This is a genomic window from Amycolatopsis sp. NBC_01307, from assembly GCF_035975215.1.
Lineage (GTDB): Bacteria > Actinomycetota > Actinomycetes > Mycobacteriales > Pseudonocardiaceae > Amycolatopsis.
The window spans coordinates 6952724-6969170 of sequence record NZ_CP108403.1 but is presented as its reverse complement, the minus strand read 5'-3'; the positions used below and the strand labels follow the sequence as shown (position 1 = coordinate 6969170).

Here is a 16447-nt window from a genome sequence, read left to right as displayed (position 1 = left end):
CTGATCCGCCTGGAGGCGTGGATCGGTCAGGAAGGACATGTGTGAGCAACACCGATCTTTTGAGCGACGTGGGTAACGGCGCCGCAGAGTCGAACGGCACGGCCCCCGCTCCCAAGAAGACGGTCGGCGGGTTGACCGGCAAGACTGTGGCCGAACTGCGTTCGCTGGCTGGGGAGCTCGGCGTCGGCGAGACGACGGGTATGCGCAAGGGCGACCTGATCGCCGCGATCCGTGAGCGTCAGGGCAAGTCTCGCAAGCGTGCGGCGAACGAGACCCTGCCTCTGGAAGGCGTCGGCGAACCGCCCAAGGCGGCCCCGAAGAGCGAGGCCAAGGCCGCGGCCCCGGCGACCAAGCCGGAGCCGAAGAAGGCCGTGGTCCCGGAGGCGTCCGTCGAGGCGCCGGCTGCGCCCGTCGTAGACACCCAGCCGCAGGCCGAGCGCCCGCAGCAGGACAAGCAGGACGGCCAGCAGGGCCAGGACGGCGCGCCCGAGGAGGGCGGCCGCAGCCGGCGTCGCCGCGGTTCCAACCGCGCCGCCGGTGCGCCCGAGAGCCAGAACGGCGCCGACCGCCAGAACGACCGCCAGCAGGGTGGTGACCGCCAGAACGGCGGCGACCGCCAGCAGGGTGGCGAGCGTCAGGGCAGCGGCGAGCGTCAGCAGGGCGGTGACCGCCAGCAGAGCGGCGACCGTCAGCAGCGCGACCAGCGTCAGGGCAACCGGAACGACAACCGGCAGGGCCAGGACGGCAACCGTCAGCGCAACCAGCAGGACGGTGGCAGCCGCGGGCAGGACAACAACCGCGACCGCGACCGTGACAACCGCGCCCAGCAGCAGCAGGACGACGACGAGGAAGGCGGCCGTCGCGGCCGTCGCTTCCGCGACCGTCGTCGCCGGGGCACCGGCGGTGGCCAGCGCGAGGTCGGCGGTTCGCCGGACACCGAGATCCGCGAGGACGACGTCCTGCTGCCCGTCGCGGGCATCCTGGACGTGCTCGACAACTACGCGTTCGTCCGGACGTCGGGTTACCTCGCCGGCCCGAACGACGTGTACGTCTCGCTTTCGCTGGTCCGCAAGTACGGCCTGCGCCGTGGTGACGCCATCACCGGCGTCGTGCGTCAGCCGCGGGACGGCGAGCAGCAGCGGCAGAAGTTCAACCCGCTGGTGCGCGTCGACTCGATCAACGGGCTGGAGCCGGACGAGGCCAAGCGCCGCCCCGACTTCACCAAGCTGACCCCGCTGTACCCGAACGAGCGGCTGCGCCTCGAGACCGAGTCGCACAAGCTCACGACCCGCGTGATCGACCTGATCATGCCGGTCGGCAAGGGACAGCGCGCCCTGATCGTGTCGCCGCCGAAGGCCGGTAAGACCACGATCATGCAGGACATCGCGAACGCGATCTCGACGAACAACCCCGAGTGCCACCTGATGGTCGTCCTCGTGGACGAGCGTCCGGAAGAGGTCACGGACATGCAGCGCTCGGTGAAGGGCGAGGTCATCTCCTCCACCTTCGACCGGCCGCCGGCGGACCACACCTCGGTCGCGGAGCTGTCCATCGAGCGGGCCAAGCGCCTGGTCGAGATGGGCCACGACGTCGTCGTGCTGCTCGACTCGATCACGCGTCTCGGCCGTGCGTACAACCTGGCGGCCCCGGCGTCCGGCCGGATCCTGTCCGGTGGTGTCGACTCGACCGCGCTCTACCCGCCGAAGCGGTTCCTCGGCGCGGCGCGCAACATCGAGAACGGTGGCTCGCTGACCATCTTCGCCACGGCGATGGTGGAGACCGGGTCGACGATGGACACGGTCATCTTCGAGGAGTTCAAGGGCACCGGTAACGCGGAGCTCAAGCTCGACCGCAAGATCGCCGAGCGCCGCGTGTTCCCGGCCGTCGACGTCAACCCGTCCGGTACCCGCAAGGACGAGCTGCTGCTCAACCCGGACGAGCTGGCCGTGACCGTGAAGCTGAGCCGGGTGCTGCACGCGCTCGACTCGCAGCAGGCCATCGACCTGCTGATCTCCCGGCTGCGCAAGACGAAGACGAACACCGAGTTCCTCATGCAGGTCTCGAAGACCGCCCTCGGCGGCAACGAGGACGACTGAGTTCCGGTCGCAAGTCCGTGAAGGCCCCCTTACCGGCTCTTATGGCCGGGAAGGGGGCCTTCACGGCTTTCCCGGCCGGGAATACCAGGTCAACGGGGTCTGTTCAAGTCATTGTCAGCCTGTCTGGCAGAATAACCCGCTGAAGTCCGGCACCGGTTCACCCCGCTCGAAGACTGGGGACCCGGAGCCAACGAGAGAGGACACCATGAAGAGCGGCATTCACCCCGAGTACGTGGTCACGAACGTCGACTGCGACTGCGGTAACACCTTCACCACGCGTAGCACGAAGACCAGCGGCACCATCCACGTCGAGATCTGCTCCAACTGCCACCCGTTCTACACGGGCAAGCAGAAGATCATGGACACCGGTGGCCGCGTCGCGCGCTTCGAGGCTCGCTACGGCAAGCGTCAGAAGAAGGACGCCGAAGCCAAGTAGCTTGGTCAACGGCGCCCACCCGCACGTTCGGGTGGGCGCCGTTTCTTTGTCTGAAAAACCGGGCCTGAGAGGTGGCAGAGGTGGATTCGAGCTCGCTCAAGGGGCTGCTCGCCGAACACGCGGAGCTGGAGACCCAGCTCGCGGACCCGGCGGTGCACGCCGACCAGGCGCGCGCCCGCAAGCTCGGCCGCCGCTACGCCGAGCTGACGCCCGTGGTGCGCGCCGTCCACCAGCTCGACACCGCCCGTGAAGACCTCGTGGCCGCGCGCGAACTGGCCGCGGAGGACTCCGGGTTCGCCGCGGAGGCCGACGAGCTGGCCGCGGGGATCCCCGAGCTGGAGTCGAAGCTCACCGAGCTGCTGCTGCCGCGCGACCCGTACGACGGCTCCGACGTCGTGATGGAGATCAAGTCCGGCGAAGGCGGCGAGGAGTCGGCGCTGTTCGCCGGCGACCTGCTGCGGATGTACCTGCGCTACGCCGAGCGGCACGGCTGGAAGGCCGAGGTGCTCGACTCGGTCGACTCCGACCTGGGCGGCTTCAAGGACGTCACGCTCTCGATCAAGACGAAGTCGGCGGTCGTCGACGGCGTCTGGTCGCGGCTGAAGTTCGAGGGCGGCGTGCACCGCGTCCAGCGCGTGCCGGCGACCGAGTCGCAGGGCCGGATCCACACGTCGGCGTCCGGGGTGCTGATCTACCCGGAGCCCGAAGAGGTCGAGGTCGAGATCGACCCGAACGACCTGCGCATCGACGTCTTCCGCTCGTCGGGCCCGGGCGGCCAGAGCGTCAACACGACCGACTCGGCGGTGCGGATCACCCACCTGCCGACCGGCATCGTCGTCTCGTGCCAGAACGAGAAGTCGCAGATCCAGAACCGCGCCCGCGCGCTGCAGGTCCTGCAGGCCCGCCTCCAGGCGGTCGCCGAGGAGGAGGCCGCGGCCAAGGCGTCCGACGCCCGCCGCTCCCAGGTCCGCACGGTCGACCGTTCGGAGCGCATCCGGACGTACAACTTCCCGGAGAACCGCATCTCGGACCACCGGGTGAACTACAAGTCGTACAACCTGGACCAGGTCCTGGACGGCGAACTGGACGGCGTCCTGGACGCCCTGGCGACCGCGGACCGCGAAGAGCGCCTGGCCTCGCAATCCGGCTGAGGCCGTGTCGTCGCTCCAAGCACGCGTGTCGACCTTCTGATCACGCGAGCTGACCCTTCAACCACGGGCCGGGCGTGCACGGAACGCCGACACGCGTGATTGAGCAGTCGACTCGCGTGATTGCGGGGTCGACACTGCATCGCGTCAGCGACTCCCGGAACGCCTCGAACACGTCGCAGTCCGGCTGAGGCCCGCCGCCCGCTCGGCGGACGGCGGGCTCGTCACGTCAGCCGCAGGCGACCGGTCCGGCCGAGGCGCGGAACTGGTTGACCTGGCCGGTGCCCAGCGAGAGGCTGCCGGAGACGTAGATGCAGTGGCCGTTCGTCCCGGTCACCACCACTCCGCCGGCGAAGGTGGAGAACGTGCCGGAGTCGGTCACCGTGGCGGAGGTGTCCGTCCGGATGCTGACCGACATGGAGTGCGACCCGGACGCGTCGTCGTAGACCTTCGCGCAGTTGGTGCCGCCGTTCGCGCTGGAGTACCACAGGCGCAGGGTGCCGGCCTGCTCGCCGAGCTGGTTCTTCAGCGGCTTGGGCAAGCCCTCCTTGTGGAGTTCGGTGCCCGGACAGGTCGTCACCGGCGCGGCCTCCGCGCCGGGCACCGCGACGAGAGTCGCCGCCACGACGACACCGGCGACGACGGCGAACTTCCGCACTGCTGACCGCATACTTGCCTCCCACAGGTAAGCGGTGTCCGGGCTGCTCCCGGACCACCGCCTTCCCCACGCCCGGGAGGCCGGAACGGTTTAGCGGACGGCGGGCTTCTCCGGCTCCCGGAAGGCGTCGAAGACCTCGGTCATGGCCTCGGACTCCGGCTCTTCCGCGGCGTCTTCCGGAACCGCCCGGGACGGCCGCGGGAAGAAGCTCAGCACCGCGAACACCAAGGCCAGGAACGTCGGGAACAGCGTCAGCAGCTGGTGCTTCACGCCTTCCACGCCCTCGCCGAGCGCCGACAGGCCGAACTGGCCGATCGCGAACAGCAGCAGGAAGAACACCACCGTCCCGTACTCGCGCGCCTTTCTACGGAACGCGCGGATGCCCGCCCAGCCGATCAGCAGCCAGAACGGGACCAGCGCGAACAGGCCCAGCGGCGCGGCCAGCGCGGACAGGCCCGACAGCACCGGCACCCGGTACTCCTGGGCCATCTGCGGGTAGCCGGCCGACTCGGCGAAACTGCCCAGCCGCGACGGGCGGGCCGTGAGCGTGTCGACCGCGCCCTGCTGGAGGACCTGCAGCGTGCGGGTCGGGTGGGACGCGTAGTACTGCACGACGTTGCGGCGGCTGATCTTGTCGCGGTAGGTGTTGTAGCCCGGGTCCGTCCAGGGGCTCGCTTCCCACCAGCCCTTGCCGATGAACTTCTTCGCGTCCGGCGGGAGGCCCAGCGCGGTCAGGTCGGCGTCGGTGTCGTGCTTGCCGTCCACGATGCTGTCGAACACCACGTGGAACATGTTGGCTTCGCGGTACTCGGCGTTCGCCGGGTCGCCTTTCGACTGCACCATCGCCGTCCCGGCGCCGACGATCACCAGCACGCCCAGCGGCACCAGCCACCGCGCGCGGCCCTTCGCGCCGAGCGGCCGGACCAGCGCCAGCGCGATCACGAACAGCGGGATCAGCAGCAGCGTCTGCGACTTCGCGTTGATGCCGATCAGCGCACCCACGACGGTCAGCGCCGCGCCCCAGTAGCGCCACGCGCCCGTGCGGTGCATCAGCAGCAGCCCGCCCGCGGTCAGCAGCATCCCGACGAACCCGGCGCCTTCGCTCAGCACCGAGGCGAAGTAGCCGAAGAACGCCGAGTCGGCCATCACGAGAAGCAGCAGGACGGCGGCGATGACGCGGTTGCGGCGGCTCAGGTCCAGGCCCAGCACGGTGGCCGCGACGCCCACGGCGACCAGCACGCACGTGATCGCGCCGAGCACCAGCAGGTTCAGCTCGGCCGACGAGCCGAGCACGTGCCCGAGCTTGCTCGCGAACCAGTCGAGCCACGCCTGGCTCGAGATGTAGTCGCTCTTGCAGGCCGAACCCGGCCCGTAGCTGAAGTGGACGTAGAACTCGGGCTTCAGCTCCGGGTGCCGGCCGCCGAGGTCGCACAGCAGGCGCCAGCCGTCGCCGTTGTCGGCCATCCCGACCGGCCTCGGCACGAGGAACCGGAGCAGCAGGACGCCCAGGGAAAGGACGAAGACGCCCAGGCCGAAGCGCAGTTCACGGGATCGCACGCAGGTCAGCGTACGAGATCACGCTGAGTCGGCGGGTGTCGCACCGGGTACCGGCGTCACCGGCCGGTGGCGGAAGACGACGTAGTGGTAGAGCAGGTAGTTCCAGAACAGCCCGACGACGATCGCGGCGCCCTTGGGCACCAGCAGGTTGATCCCCGGGAACAGGTGGTTCACCAGGGTGATCACGAGGAACTGCACCACCCACAGCCCGAACGCGGTGACCACGAAGAACAGCACGGCCTGGCGGCGGACGTCGCCGTCCTTCGCCCGGAACGTGAAGTTCCGGTTCAACGTGAACGACAGCAGCATGCCGACCGTCGTGGAGATGAAGTTCGCGACGAACGTCGGCACGCCGAGCGTGGCCAGCAGCGCGTACCCGAGGACGTCGACCAGCGTGTTGCCGATCCCGACGATGCCGAAACGCACCTGCGTGGCGGTGACGAGCCTCATCGGACGGTGCTCCGGCTGTCCTCGGCGGCCTCGTTCGCGCCCGTCCGCACCGACGCGACGCTGTACAACGGCCGGTTCTGCACCTGCGAGTACGTCCGGCCGATGTAACTGCCGAGCACGCCGAGCATGATGATCTGGACGCCGCCGAGGAAGAACATCGCGATGGTGATGAAGGCCCAGCCGGGCACCGCGGTCGCGGGCGCGAACAGCTTGACGCCGATGACGTAGAGCACGCCGAGGAAGCTCAGCAACGAGAACAGGTACCCCATCCGCGTGATCATCCGCAGCGGCGTGGTCGAGAACCCGACGATGCCGTCGGCGGCGAACCGCATCATCTTCGTCAGCGGGTAGCCGGTGGCGCCGGTGTGGCGCTTGTCGCGGTCGAACAACACCGCCGTCTGCTTGAAGCCGATGTAGCTGACCAGGCCGCGCAGGAACCGGTCGCGTTCGCGGTACTTGCGCAGCTCGTCGACGACCTTGCGGTCCACCAGCCGGAAGTCGCCGGTGTTCTTCGGGATGTCGACGGCGGCCATCTTGCCGAGGAACCAGTAGAACGCGCTCGCGGTGAGCCGCTTGAACGGCGAGTCCTGGCGCGACCGCCGCTGCGCGTAGACGACGTCGAAGCCCTCTTCCCACTTCTCGATGAGCTCCAGCGCCACCCGCGGCGGGTCCTGCAGGTCGCTGTCCATGATGACCGCGGCGTCCGCGTCGACCAGGTCGAGCCCGGCGGTGACGGCCATCTGGTGGCCGAAGTTGCGGGACAGCTCGATGACCGTGATCCGGCCGTCGCGGGCGCTCAGCCCGGTGAGCGCGGCCAGGGAGCCGTCCTTGCTGCCGTCGTCGACGTAGATGAAGCTGAAGTCGTACTTCCCGGCCAGCGGCGCGGTGACCTCGTCGACCGTGCGCTGCAGCAGCTCGATGTTCCCTTCCTCGTTGTAGATCGGGAAGATGAACGCGACCCGGCGGCGCGTGGTCGGCTCTGTCGGCACTGGCGCTCCCGGGGTTCGGCGTCTCGGGCATCCTAAAGACCGGCGACGGCCTCGGCGAACGCGGTCATCCGCCGGTCGAACGCCTCGGCCGGGCCGAAGTGGACGGCCACCGCGTCCGCCCCGGCCAGGGTATACGCCCGGAACCGGGCGACGGCGGCGTCGAGATCGGTCCCGTCCCACTCCATCCGGGCGGTCGGGCGCACGTCGCGGCCGGCGGCCAGCTCCCCGAGCTTCCCGGCCCGTTCGCCGAACTCGGCGGGGGACAGCCCGGCGCTCTGCCACGCCGAACCGACGCGGGCCGCGCGGCGCAGCGCGATCGTGGAGTTGCCGCCGACGGCGATCGGCACCGGTCCCGCCGGCCGCGGCTCGAAGTGGCCGCCGCCGGGGCCGCGGCCGGTGCGGAACAGCTCCGCGAGCAGGTCGAGGGTGGTGTCGGTCCGCTTCCCGCGACCGGGGAAGTCCGCCCCGACCTCGGCGAACTCGGGCTCGTTCCAGCCGGTACCGACGCCGAGGTCGAACCGGTGCCCGGACAGCGCATCGAGGGTCGCGACCTGCTTGGCCAGCGCGAACGGCTCCCGCAGCGGCACGATCAGCACCGACGTCCCGAGCCGGATCCGGCTCGTCAGCGCGGCGATGTGCGCGAGCGTGACGAGCGGTTCGTAGACCCCGCCGAAGACGTCGCCGAACGCGCCGGGCGGGATCAGGTGGTCGGGCAGCCACCCCGTGCGGTAGCCGAGGTCCTCGGCGAGCCGCGCCAGCTCGGCGGGCCGTTCGGGCGGCAGGTCCGGCTGCTCGTTCGGCAGTACGACTTCGAGGTTCACGACAGCCTCCCGAGGAACTTTTCGATCGCGGCGAGCCACTCGTCGCGGGCTTCGGCGCCGATGTTGTGCCCGGCTTCGACCTCGACGAGTTCGGCGCCGGGAATGCCGTCCGCGAGCTCCCGCGACAGCGCGGGCGACGCGAGCCCGTCGAGGGTGGTGGCGACGACGAGCGCAGGCACGGCGATCCCGGCCAGCTCGGCGCGGGTGTCGACCTTCGCGACCAGGGCGACGTGCTCGGGACTGCCGTCGGGGACGAACGCGGCGAGCTGGTCGACGGCGGTCTCGAGCTGCCCGGGCGTCAGGGCTTCGAGGTGGTCGCGGCCGGTCGCGACCAGCGTGAGGAACTTCGCGAGCAGCTTCGGGTCGTCGTGCAGCAGCGCGGCCCAGACGTCGACAGCGAGCCGGATCCGGTTGTCGAGCCGGGCGAAACCGCTGGTCAGGATCAACCCGGTGACACGATCGGGGTGCCGGGTGGTGGCACGGACCGCGACGGCCGTGCCGAGGGAGTAGCCGAGGATCGCGAACCGCTCCAGACCGGCGTCGACGGCTGCCGCCCCCGCCGTGGGCGAGCAGCAGGCCCGGGCCGGTGCCGCGGACGACGTGGTGGAAATGTTCGGTCATGCCGGCGACGTTAGGTCTTCACATCAGTGTGAAGGTCAAGTCCGGGGGACACATGCGGATCGGCGAGCTCGCGGAACGGACGGGCGTCAGCACGCGCCTGCTGCGCTACTACGGGGAACAGGGCCTGCTGGTGGCGTCGCGCGACCGCAACGGTTACCGGTGCTACGGCGAGGACGCCGTCGTCCGGGTGCGGCAGATCCGCCGGCTCCTCGGGGCCGGGCTGACCACCGAGGTCATCGCGTCGGCGCTGCAGTGCGCGAGCGGCGAGGAGGCCCACCTCGACCTCTGCCCGGAGCTCGCGCAGCTGCTGCACCGCGAGCTGACGGCGATGGACGACCGGATCGGGACGCTCCAGCGTCGTCGCAGCACCTTGGCCGGGTACCTGACCGAGGAGGGCGGGTGACCGCTCGCTCGATACGCTGCACGGCGTGGGACCGGCGCGTGTCCTGACGGGGGAGTTCCGCCTGGTGTGCCAGGCTTGACGAGGTGAAGGACGACGAGTGAATCGGCAGCCGCTGCGCCTGGCCATCATGGAGGCCACCCGCATTCTCGAGCGGGCGGGCGTCGCTTCGCCGCGGTTCGACGCCGAAGTGATCGCCGCGCACGTGCTCGGGGTCGAACGCGGGCGGCTGCCGATGGTGCCCCTGGTCGATCCGCCCGTCATCGAGGCCATCGGCCAGCTCGTCCAGCAACGCGCGAAGCGGATCCCGCTGCAGTACCTGACCGGCTGGGCCGCGCTGGGTGACATCACCGTCGCGGTCGGGGCCGGTGTGTTCGTGCCGCGCCCGGAGACCGAGCTGCTGCTCGAGTGGGGCGTCAAGTTCCTGCAGGGCCGGGAGTTCCCGGTCGTCGTCGACCTGTGCACCGGCTCCGGGGCGCTCGCACTCGGCGTCGCGCACGCGCGCCCGGACGCCGTCGTCTACGCGGTGGACGTCGACCCGCAGGCGCTGGCCTGGGCGCGGCACAACGCGGACGTCCACGCCGACGCCGGCAACACCCCGATCCGGCTGTACTCCGGCGACATCAGCGACCCGACGATGTTCGCCGAGCTCGACGGCCTGGTCGACCTGGTGCTGTGCAACCCGCCGTACGTCCCGGACGGCACGCCGGTGCCACCCGAGGTCGCCGAGCACGACCCGCCGCGCGCGGTGTTCGCCGAGGAGAGCGGCCTGGCGGTGATCCGCCACGCGATCGCGGCGGGCGCCCGGCTGCTGCGCCCGGGCGGCGGCCTGGCCATCGAGCACGACGACACCCACGGCTCGGCGGTCCCGGCGCTGGTCCGCGCGCGCCGCGTGCTGACGGCCGTCGAGGGCCACAACGACCTGGCGGGCCGCGCGCGGTTCGTCACGGCGAAGCGGCTGGGCTGAGCAGCCCCCGAATTCCACGCTAGCCGAGGGCACCGACAGTTCGGGCTGCTCGTCGGGCCCGCGGCCGGACTTGTCCACCGCGCCGGGCTCCTGGGGATGCCTGACAAACCGGCCAGACTTTCGTCGTGGGGCAAGCGGGTAAACCCTCGCTTCGGGGCAGAACCGCGACAGCGCGGCTCAATACGGTCGATCACGGGACACCGCGACCCCGCCGGTTCCCAGTGAAGGAGCCGCAGATGCGCGCCAAAACCCCGAAAGCGCTCGCCCTGCTCGCCGCCGTCACGGTCCTGACCGGGCTCGGCGCCGGGACCGCGGCCGCCGAACCGCTCACCCGTGGCTGGCCCGCCCCGATCGACGCCGCGCACTGGGAGAACCAGGACCACATGACGTGGTCCGACTACCGCAAGGTGCCCGGGACGAACTGGGCCGACCCCGCCCTGAAGCCGACGCAGCGCGTCTTCAAGGGCGCGGTCGTCCTCGCCGACTACCCCGACCAGGACTTCGTCGTCACGCAGCCGCCGAAGTCGACCGTCTTCGGCAATCCCGGCCCCGAAGCCGCGAACATCCCGCGGGCGGGCGTCGCGCAGTACTACCAGGACTTCCTCAACAAGCCCGAAGCCCTCAACAACGGGCACACCATCAACGAGTACTGGATGGAGGACTCCGGCGGCCGCTTCGGCGTGCAGCTGACGGCGTTCGGCCCGTACCGGATGCCCGGCCAGTCCTACGAGTACGGCATGGAGTTCCAGCCGAACGCCTGCCCGCCGAGCGCGAACTGCAACCGGGACATCCGCACCGACGCCGGGAACGCCTGGCGCGCCGACGTCGGCGACACGGCGAACCAGTTCGACTTCGTCTTCTACCTCTCCGCCGGCCAGGACGAGAGCTCGACCTGGCAGGAGTTCGGCGAGATGAAGTTCGGCACCAAGGAGAACGTGCCCGACGCGTTCGGCCCGCCGAATCACGACCTGCCCAACTACGCCGCCACCCGGTACGTCCCGTGGACGTCGTGGGCGTCGGCCGCCAGCATCTGGCCCAACGCCGGGAACGGCAGCTCGGTGCAGGCCGAGAGCTCCGGGCAGTCGACCTACGCCCACGAGTTCAGCCACATCCTCGGGATCGGCGACAACTACAACAACCCGTTCGGCGTTCCACCGTCCCGCAGTTACAGCGGGCCGTGGGACATGCTGTCGCGCGGCACGTTCAACGGACCGGGCGGCCCGCACACGCGCTGGCAGATCCCGGCCACGCAGGGCAGTTCGATGGGCGCGCAGCACCAGCTGCGCAACAAGCTGAAGCTCGGCATCGTCGACCCGGCGGACGTGCTGCAGCTCGACCGCAACCAGCTGGCGACGTCCGGCCCGGTGTCGGCTCGGCTGACCGCCCGCGAGACCGAGGCGCAGCCGGGGGCGTTCACCGGGCTGAACATCAAGCTCACCGGCGGCGACAAGAGCCCGAAGTGCGACCGCGCCAAGGACCCGTTCTGCGACGGCGGCGGCTACGACAACTACACCGTCGAGGTCGTCGACCGGATGGGCGCGGACTCCTTCGCACCGGACTCGGGCGTCATGATCACCAAGACGAAGAACCAGGACAACGCGCCGTTCGACTGGGTGATCGACGCCAACCCGCAGGACATCGGCATCACCGACTACACCAAGCCGGACGGCACACCGGTGAAGATCACCATCGGTGACTACCGCCAGCTCAACGACGCGCTGTTCAAGGCGGGCACCGAAGCGGCGGCGCCGTACGAGTACACCGACCAGGCGAACCGGCTGAAGTTCCTGATCACCGACCTCGCCCGGGACCGCAAGGGCGTGCTCTCGTACACCGTCACGGTCGCGTCGCTGGACGGCTCGGGCAACCAGGCGCGCGGCGCCGCGGTGACCCCGGCGCTGCCGGCGTTCGCCCGCGGCGGGCTCGCGACCTGCGACTTCGGCCTGTTCAACACCGGTTCGGCGAAGGGCGCGAAGGCGCCGTACGACACCGACACCTACCGGCTGAGCGCGTCGACCGACGCGAAGGGCTGGCAGGTCCGGCTGCCGAACGAGCTGGCCACGGCGAAGTTCGGCCAGTTCGTGAAGGTGCCCGCCTTCGCGAAGCGCAGTGGCGGTGACCTGGCCGCCCGCGTGAAGCTCACGGCGACGTCGGTGAGCGATCCGTCGAAGACGGCCACCGCGAGCTGCACGGCGTTCGGCTTCTGACGCGCACCTCGTGACCACGACCCGGAGGGGCCTGCCGCGGCGGGCCCCTCCGGCGCGCGGGGCTACCCTTGGCGCCATGAGCGTGGTCTACGACTGCAGCAAGCGGGACTCCCGGGCGGACGGGCTGGCCGCCGCGGCCGGCGCGGTCCGGTCGAGCCGGCTGGTCGTCCTGCCGACCGACACGGTCTACGGGATCGGTGCCGACGCGTTCGACGCCGGCGCCGTCCAGGCGCTGCTGCGCGCGAAGAACCGCGGCCCGGACATGCCGGTCGGCGTGCTCGTCGGCTCGTGGTCCACTGTGGACGGTCTGGTCCTCGGCGTGCCGCCGCAGGCCCGCGCGCTCATCGAAGCCTTCTGGCCCGGCGATCTGTCCATTGTGCTCCCGCACGCGCCGAGCCTGCAGTGGAACCTCGGCGACGCCCGCGGCACCGTGATGCTGCGGATGCCGCTGCACCCGGTGGCGCTGGAGCTGCTGCGCGACGTCGGCCCGATGGCCGTCTCGAGCGCGAACGTCTCCGGCCGGCCGCCGGCGAGCACGGCGCAGGACGCGCAGGAGCAGCTCGGCGACTCGGTCGCGGTGTACCTCGACGGCGGCTCCAGCGGCGAGGCCGTCGCGTCGAGCATCGTGGACCTCACCGGCACCGAACCGGTGGTGCTGCGCGAAGGCGCCGTGAGCAAGGACGCCATCGCGGAGGTGCTCGGTGTCCCCGCGGAATCGTTGGCGTGAAGCCGGATCAAGGCGCCGGGCGCGGCACGATAGCGTGTCGCGGGTGACCCCGACCCCGCGAGCGTGACGCACCCGTGCCGCCCACATCCGGTCTTCTCCCGATCCGGGAATACATCCTCGTCGCGCTGACCGCGACGGCCGTGACCTACCTGCTCACCGGCGTCGTGCGCCGGCTCGCGATCCGCGTCGGCGCGATCGCGAACCCCCGCGCGCGCGACGTGCACGTCGCGCCGATCCCGCGCATGGGCGGGATCGGCATCTACCTCGGCGTCGCCGCCGCGATGGGCCTGGCCCACCAGCTGCCCGCGCTGTCGCACGGCTTCGACGCCTCGTTCGACTCGGTCGGCGTGCTGCTCGCCGCCGGCGTCATCTCGCTCATCGGCGCGCTCGACGACCGGTTCGAGCTGGACGCCTGGACGAAGCTGGCCGGCCAGGTCATGTGCGCCGGGATCCTGGTCATCTTCGGCGTGCAGTGGGTGTCGTTCTGGGTGCCGTGGGGCGGCACCGGCGCCTCGTTCGGCTCGGTGCTGGTGCTCGACAAGAACCAGGGCGCGCTGCTCACCGTGGTGATGGTCGTCGTGATGGTCAACGCGATGAACTTCGTCGACGGCCTCGACGGCCTGGCCGGCGGCCTCGGCTTCATCGCGGCGGCGGCCACGTGCGCGTTTTCGCTGGGCCTGCTCGACAGCTCGGGCGGCGACGTCGGCACGTACCCGCCGGCGCTGATCGCGGCCACCCTCGCCGGCGCGTGTCTGGGGTTCCTCCCGTACAACTTCCAGCCCGCCAAGATATTCATGGGCGACTCGGGCTCGATGATGATCGGCCTGATGCTCGCGGGCGCGACGACGTCGGCGTCCGGGCGCGTGCCCTACCCGCAGTTCAGCGGCAAGGACGCGATCGCGCTGCTGTCCCCGCTGGTCGTCGTGGCGGCGGTGCTGTTCGTCCCGATGCTGGACCTGATCATGGCGGTCGTCCGCCGCACCCGCCGCGGCGAAAGCCCGTTCGCCGCGGACAAGATGCACCTGCACCACCGGCTGCTGGAGATCGGCCACTCCCAGCGCCGCGCCGTGCTGCTGATCTACTTGTGGGCCGGCATCCTGGCGTTCGGCGCGGTCTCGGTGACCCTGTTCGACGACGCCGCGGCGCTCTGGATCATCGGCGTCGGCCTGGTGTTCGCGGTGGGGGTCTCGGTCATCCCGCGGCTGCGCTCACGCCACCAGCCGCGTACCTAGTCCGCGGGGTTCTCTACACTCGGTGTCGAACCGAGCAGGGAGCCAGCTGTGAGCGAGACCGAGACTTCGACCGAAGCGCAGGAGAACCCGCACGCCAAGGTGGTGCTGCAGGCGGCCCGCGCCATGACGAAGGCTTCGCTGCTGGTGACCCCGCCGGCGGTGGTCGTCTGCATCGTGCTCTTCAGCGTCCTCAACGGCATGCCGGGCTTCTGGGGCTCGCTCGTCGGCGGGGCGCTGGCGATGCTGGCGTCGCTCTCGACCCTGGGCATGATGCGCTTCAGCGCCGGCCAGGACCCGATGTTCGTCATGGTGATCGCGCTCGGCGGGTACGTCGTGAAGGTCGTCCTGCTGTTCGGCGCGCTGACCCTGCTGAAGGGCGTCTCCGCGCTGCACCCGATGTCGCTCGGCATCACCATGATCGTGGCCATCCTGCTGGCCGCCGCGGCCGAGTTCGCCGCCTTCCGCAAGACCAAGATCCCGACGATCATCCCCTCCTGACGCCGTCCGGTTCGCCGGGGTGTTCCGTTACCCACGGTGAACCGCCCTGCGGCCGCCCGGGTGTGACCGGCGTCACGGCCGTGCGCTTTCGCGCGGGCCCTGAAAAGGGTCCCGGACGGCTCGCCTGCGACGTTCCCGGGAGGGTCCCGGCCCCCACCGGACCTGGGTCCCGGGTCGACCCGGGACCTAAGTCCTGGGCTGATCGGTTGGTATGGAGTACGCCTGTACGGCACTGATTGACCTGCTGGTATGGTCCGCGTCAAGGGTGGCGGCCTCGGCCGCGCGCTTCCTGAGACGAACCGCGATCAGCAGTGTGGCGACCGTGTAGTTCCGCCTTCCGCCGCTGGTCCGAAGTAGACCGCAGGGCAGTGTTCACGCGAGACAACCCCATGTGCAGAACGTGAAGCCGTGTTCATCGCACAGTGGGGCAGCCGCCTCCGACGTCCCGATACGTATCGGGTACGTTAAGTCCAGATCGTGACGATTCCCCCGGCGGAGTGAACGCCGGCCGGGAGAACCGGAAGGAGCCCAGTGGGCGCGCTGGTATTGGCCGAGGGTGCGGTGTTCGCACCGCCCGGTGCCGGAAGCTTCGAGTTGCCGCCGCTGTTCGGCGACGTCACCAAGCCGATGGTGCTCGTGGTGCTCTCGGTGGTCATCATCGCGACGTACTTCCTGCTGGCGACCCGCAAGCTGAAGGTCGTTCCGAGCAAGGGGCAGTTCGTCGCTGAGTCCATCTACGACTTCAGCCGCAACAACATCGCGCGCGAGCAGATCGGCTCGAAGGACTTCAAGCCGTACGTGCCGCTCGTTTTCTCGTTGTTCACCTTCGTGTTGGTGAACAACCTCTACGGGATCATCCCCGTTCTGCAGTTCCCGACCATGGCGCGCTTCGGTTTCCCGGTCGCGCTGGCGGTCCTCGTGGTCTACCCGGTCTACCACTACGCCGGCTTCAAGCGGCACGGTTTCGCTGGGTACTTCAAGAAAGAACTCGCGCCGCCGGGTGTGCCCAAGGCAGTGCTGCCGCTCTTCTCGCTGATCGAGTTCGCGGAGAAGTTCTTTCTCAACCCGCTCACGCTCGCCATCCGTGTTTTCGCCGCCATGTTCGCCGGCCACCTCATCCTGGCCGTGTTCACCCTCGGTGGCACCTTCCTGCTGACCGAGACGTCGGGCTGGGCGTTGAAGCCGGTTTCACTGGTGGCGTGGATCTTCGCCATCGGGATGACTTTCCTCGAGGCCTTCATCCAGGTGCTGCAGGCCTACATCTTCGCCCTGCTTTCGGCGGGGTACATCGGCGCCGCGCTGGCGTCGGAGCACTGAGAACACAAGCCCCCGATTCACGCGAGCGCGTGGACCGAAGTGAAGGGAAATGCACGTGAGCAACATCGTTCTGGCCCAGGCCGCCGCCGAGCAGGTCAACCTCAACGCCGGCCTCGCCGCCATCGGTTATGGCCTCGGCGCGATCGGCCCGGGCATCGGTGTGGGTCTGATCTTCGCCGCCGTCATCAACGGCACCGCGCGTCAGCCGGAGGCCCAGGGCAAGCTGCAGGGCATCGGCTTCTCGACCTTCGTGCTGACCGAGGTTCTGGCCCTGATCGGCATTGTCATCTACTTCATCGCCTCCGCCGCCTGAGTCAGCAGCT

The 16447-nt window shown here is 70.0% G+C and carries 17 protein-coding genes; 11 read left to right on the top strand and 6 right to left on the bottom strand.

The annotated features are described in order from the left end of the window. Positions 1 to 41: 41 nt before the first annotated feature. The 3 genes from rho (at position 42) to prfA (ending at position 3683) form a co-directional block, all read left to right on the top strand. The gene (rho, locus tag OG439_RS30155) at positions 42 to 2096 is read left to right on the top strand and encodes a transcription termination factor Rho (protein WP_326944151.1); all 2055 of its coding nucleotides are present in this window, start codon (positions 42 to 44) and stop codon (positions 2094 to 2096) included. 205 nt (positions 2097 to 2301) lie between these two features. Beyond that, on the top strand, positions 2302 to 2532 hold the full coding sequence (rpmE, locus tag OG439_RS30150) for a 50S ribosomal protein L31 (protein ID WP_247057148.1): 231 nt from the start codon (positions 2302 to 2304) through the stop codon (positions 2530 to 2532). An 80-nt stretch (positions 2533 to 2612) separates the two neighbouring features. Continuing rightward, positions 2613 to 3683 (top strand): peptide chain release factor 1, encoded by a 1071-nt coding sequence (gene prfA / locus OG439_RS30145; protein WP_326944150.1) that lies wholly within the window; start codon positions 2613 to 2615, stop codon positions 3681 to 3683. A 226-nt stretch (positions 3684 to 3909) separates the two neighbouring features. On the opposite strand, the gene OG439_RS30140 is transcribed toward prfA, so the two are convergent. The 6 genes from OG439_RS30140 to OG439_RS30115 form a co-directional block, all read right to left on the bottom strand. Next, positions 3910 to 4350, bottom strand: a complete 441-nt coding sequence (locus OG439_RS30140) for a hypothetical protein (protein ID WP_326944149.1) — start codon at positions 4348 to 4350, stop codon at positions 3910 to 3912. A gap of 78 nt (positions 4351 to 4428) precedes the next feature. Continuing rightward, positions 4429 to 5895 carry a glycan biosynthesis hexose transferase WsfD gene (gene wsfD / locus OG439_RS30135; RefSeq protein ID WP_326944148.1) on the bottom strand — a complete coding sequence of 489 codons (1467 nt, stop codon included), beginning with the start codon at positions 5893 to 5895 and terminating at the stop codon, positions 4429 to 4431. An 18-nt stretch (positions 5896 to 5913) separates the two neighbouring features. Next, positions 5914 to 6345 (bottom strand): GtrA family protein, encoded by a 432-nt coding sequence (locus OG439_RS30130; protein ID WP_326944147.1) that lies wholly within the window; start codon positions 6343 to 6345, stop codon positions 5914 to 5916. Continuing rightward, positions 6342 to 7334 carry a glycosyltransferase family 2 protein gene (locus tag OG439_RS30125; protein WP_326944146.1) on the bottom strand — a complete coding sequence of 331 codons (993 nt, stop codon included), beginning with the start codon at positions 7332 to 7334 and terminating at the stop codon, positions 6342 to 6344. Before OG439_RS30125 ends, OG439_RS30130 begins: the two co-directional genes overlap by 4 nt. A gap of 32 nt (positions 7335 to 7366) precedes the next feature. Beyond that, complete coding sequence (locus OG439_RS30120; RefSeq protein WP_326944145.1) at positions 7367 to 8155, bottom strand: TIGR03619 family F420-dependent LLM class oxidoreductase; 789 nt, start codon at positions 8153 to 8155, stop codon at positions 7367 to 7369. Then, positions 8152 to 8673 (bottom strand): alpha/beta fold hydrolase, encoded by a 522-nt coding sequence (locus OG439_RS30115; RefSeq protein ID WP_326951648.1) that lies wholly within the window; start codon positions 8671 to 8673, stop codon positions 8152 to 8154. Before OG439_RS30115 ends, OG439_RS30120 begins: the two co-directional genes overlap by 4 nt. Positions 8674 to 8828: 155 nt before the next feature. On the opposite strand from OG439_RS30115, the gene OG439_RS30110 reads away from it, so the two are divergent. The 8 genes from OG439_RS30110 to OG439_RS30075 all read left to right on the top strand — a co-directional run bounded on the left by OG439_RS30110 (position 8829) and on the right by OG439_RS30075 (position 16437). Next, positions 8829 to 9179, top strand: coding sequence for a MerR family transcriptional regulator (locus tag OG439_RS30110; protein ID WP_326944144.1), 351 nt, complete (start codon positions 8829 to 8831; stop codon positions 9177 to 9179). Between the two features lie 97 nt (positions 9180 to 9276). Continuing rightward, a complete protein-coding gene (gene prmC, locus OG439_RS30105) occupies positions 9277 to 10143 on the top strand; it encodes a peptide chain release factor N(5)-glutamine methyltransferase (protein ID WP_326944143.1) in 867 nt (288 codons plus the stop codon). A 236-nt stretch (positions 10144 to 10379) separates the two neighbouring features. Next, entirely contained in the window at positions 10380 to 12350 is a 1971-nt protein-coding gene (locus OG439_RS30100; protein ID WP_326944142.1) for a M6 family metalloprotease domain-containing protein, read from the top strand. A 76-nt stretch (positions 12351 to 12426) separates the two neighbouring features. Next, positions 12427 to 13077: an L-threonylcarbamoyladenylate synthase gene (locus OG439_RS30095; RefSeq protein WP_326944141.1), complete on the top strand. Its 651-nt coding sequence runs from the start codon at positions 12427 to 12429 to the stop codon at positions 13075 to 13077. 74 nt (positions 13078 to 13151) lie between these two features. Then, complete coding sequence (locus OG439_RS30090) at positions 13152 to 14309, top strand: glycosyltransferase family 4 protein (RefSeq protein WP_326944140.1); 1158 nt, start codon at positions 13152 to 13154, stop codon at positions 14307 to 14309. A gap of 48 nt (positions 14310 to 14357) precedes the next feature. Next, complete coding sequence (locus OG439_RS30085; protein ID WP_326944139.1) at positions 14358 to 14807, top strand: hypothetical protein; 450 nt, start codon at positions 14358 to 14360, stop codon at positions 14805 to 14807. Between the two features lie 531 nt (positions 14808 to 15338). Continuing rightward, positions 15339 to 16124: a F0F1 ATP synthase subunit A gene (atpB, locus tag OG439_RS30080; RefSeq protein WP_326944138.1), complete on the top strand. Its 786-nt coding sequence runs from the start codon at positions 15339 to 15341 to the stop codon at positions 16122 to 16124. A gap of 55 nt (positions 16125 to 16179) precedes the next feature. Continuing rightward, complete coding sequence (locus tag OG439_RS30075; RefSeq protein ID WP_160696687.1) at positions 16180 to 16437, top strand: ATP F0F1 synthase subunit C; 258 nt, start codon at positions 16180 to 16182, stop codon at positions 16435 to 16437. Positions 16438 to 16447 lie beyond the last annotated feature (10 nt).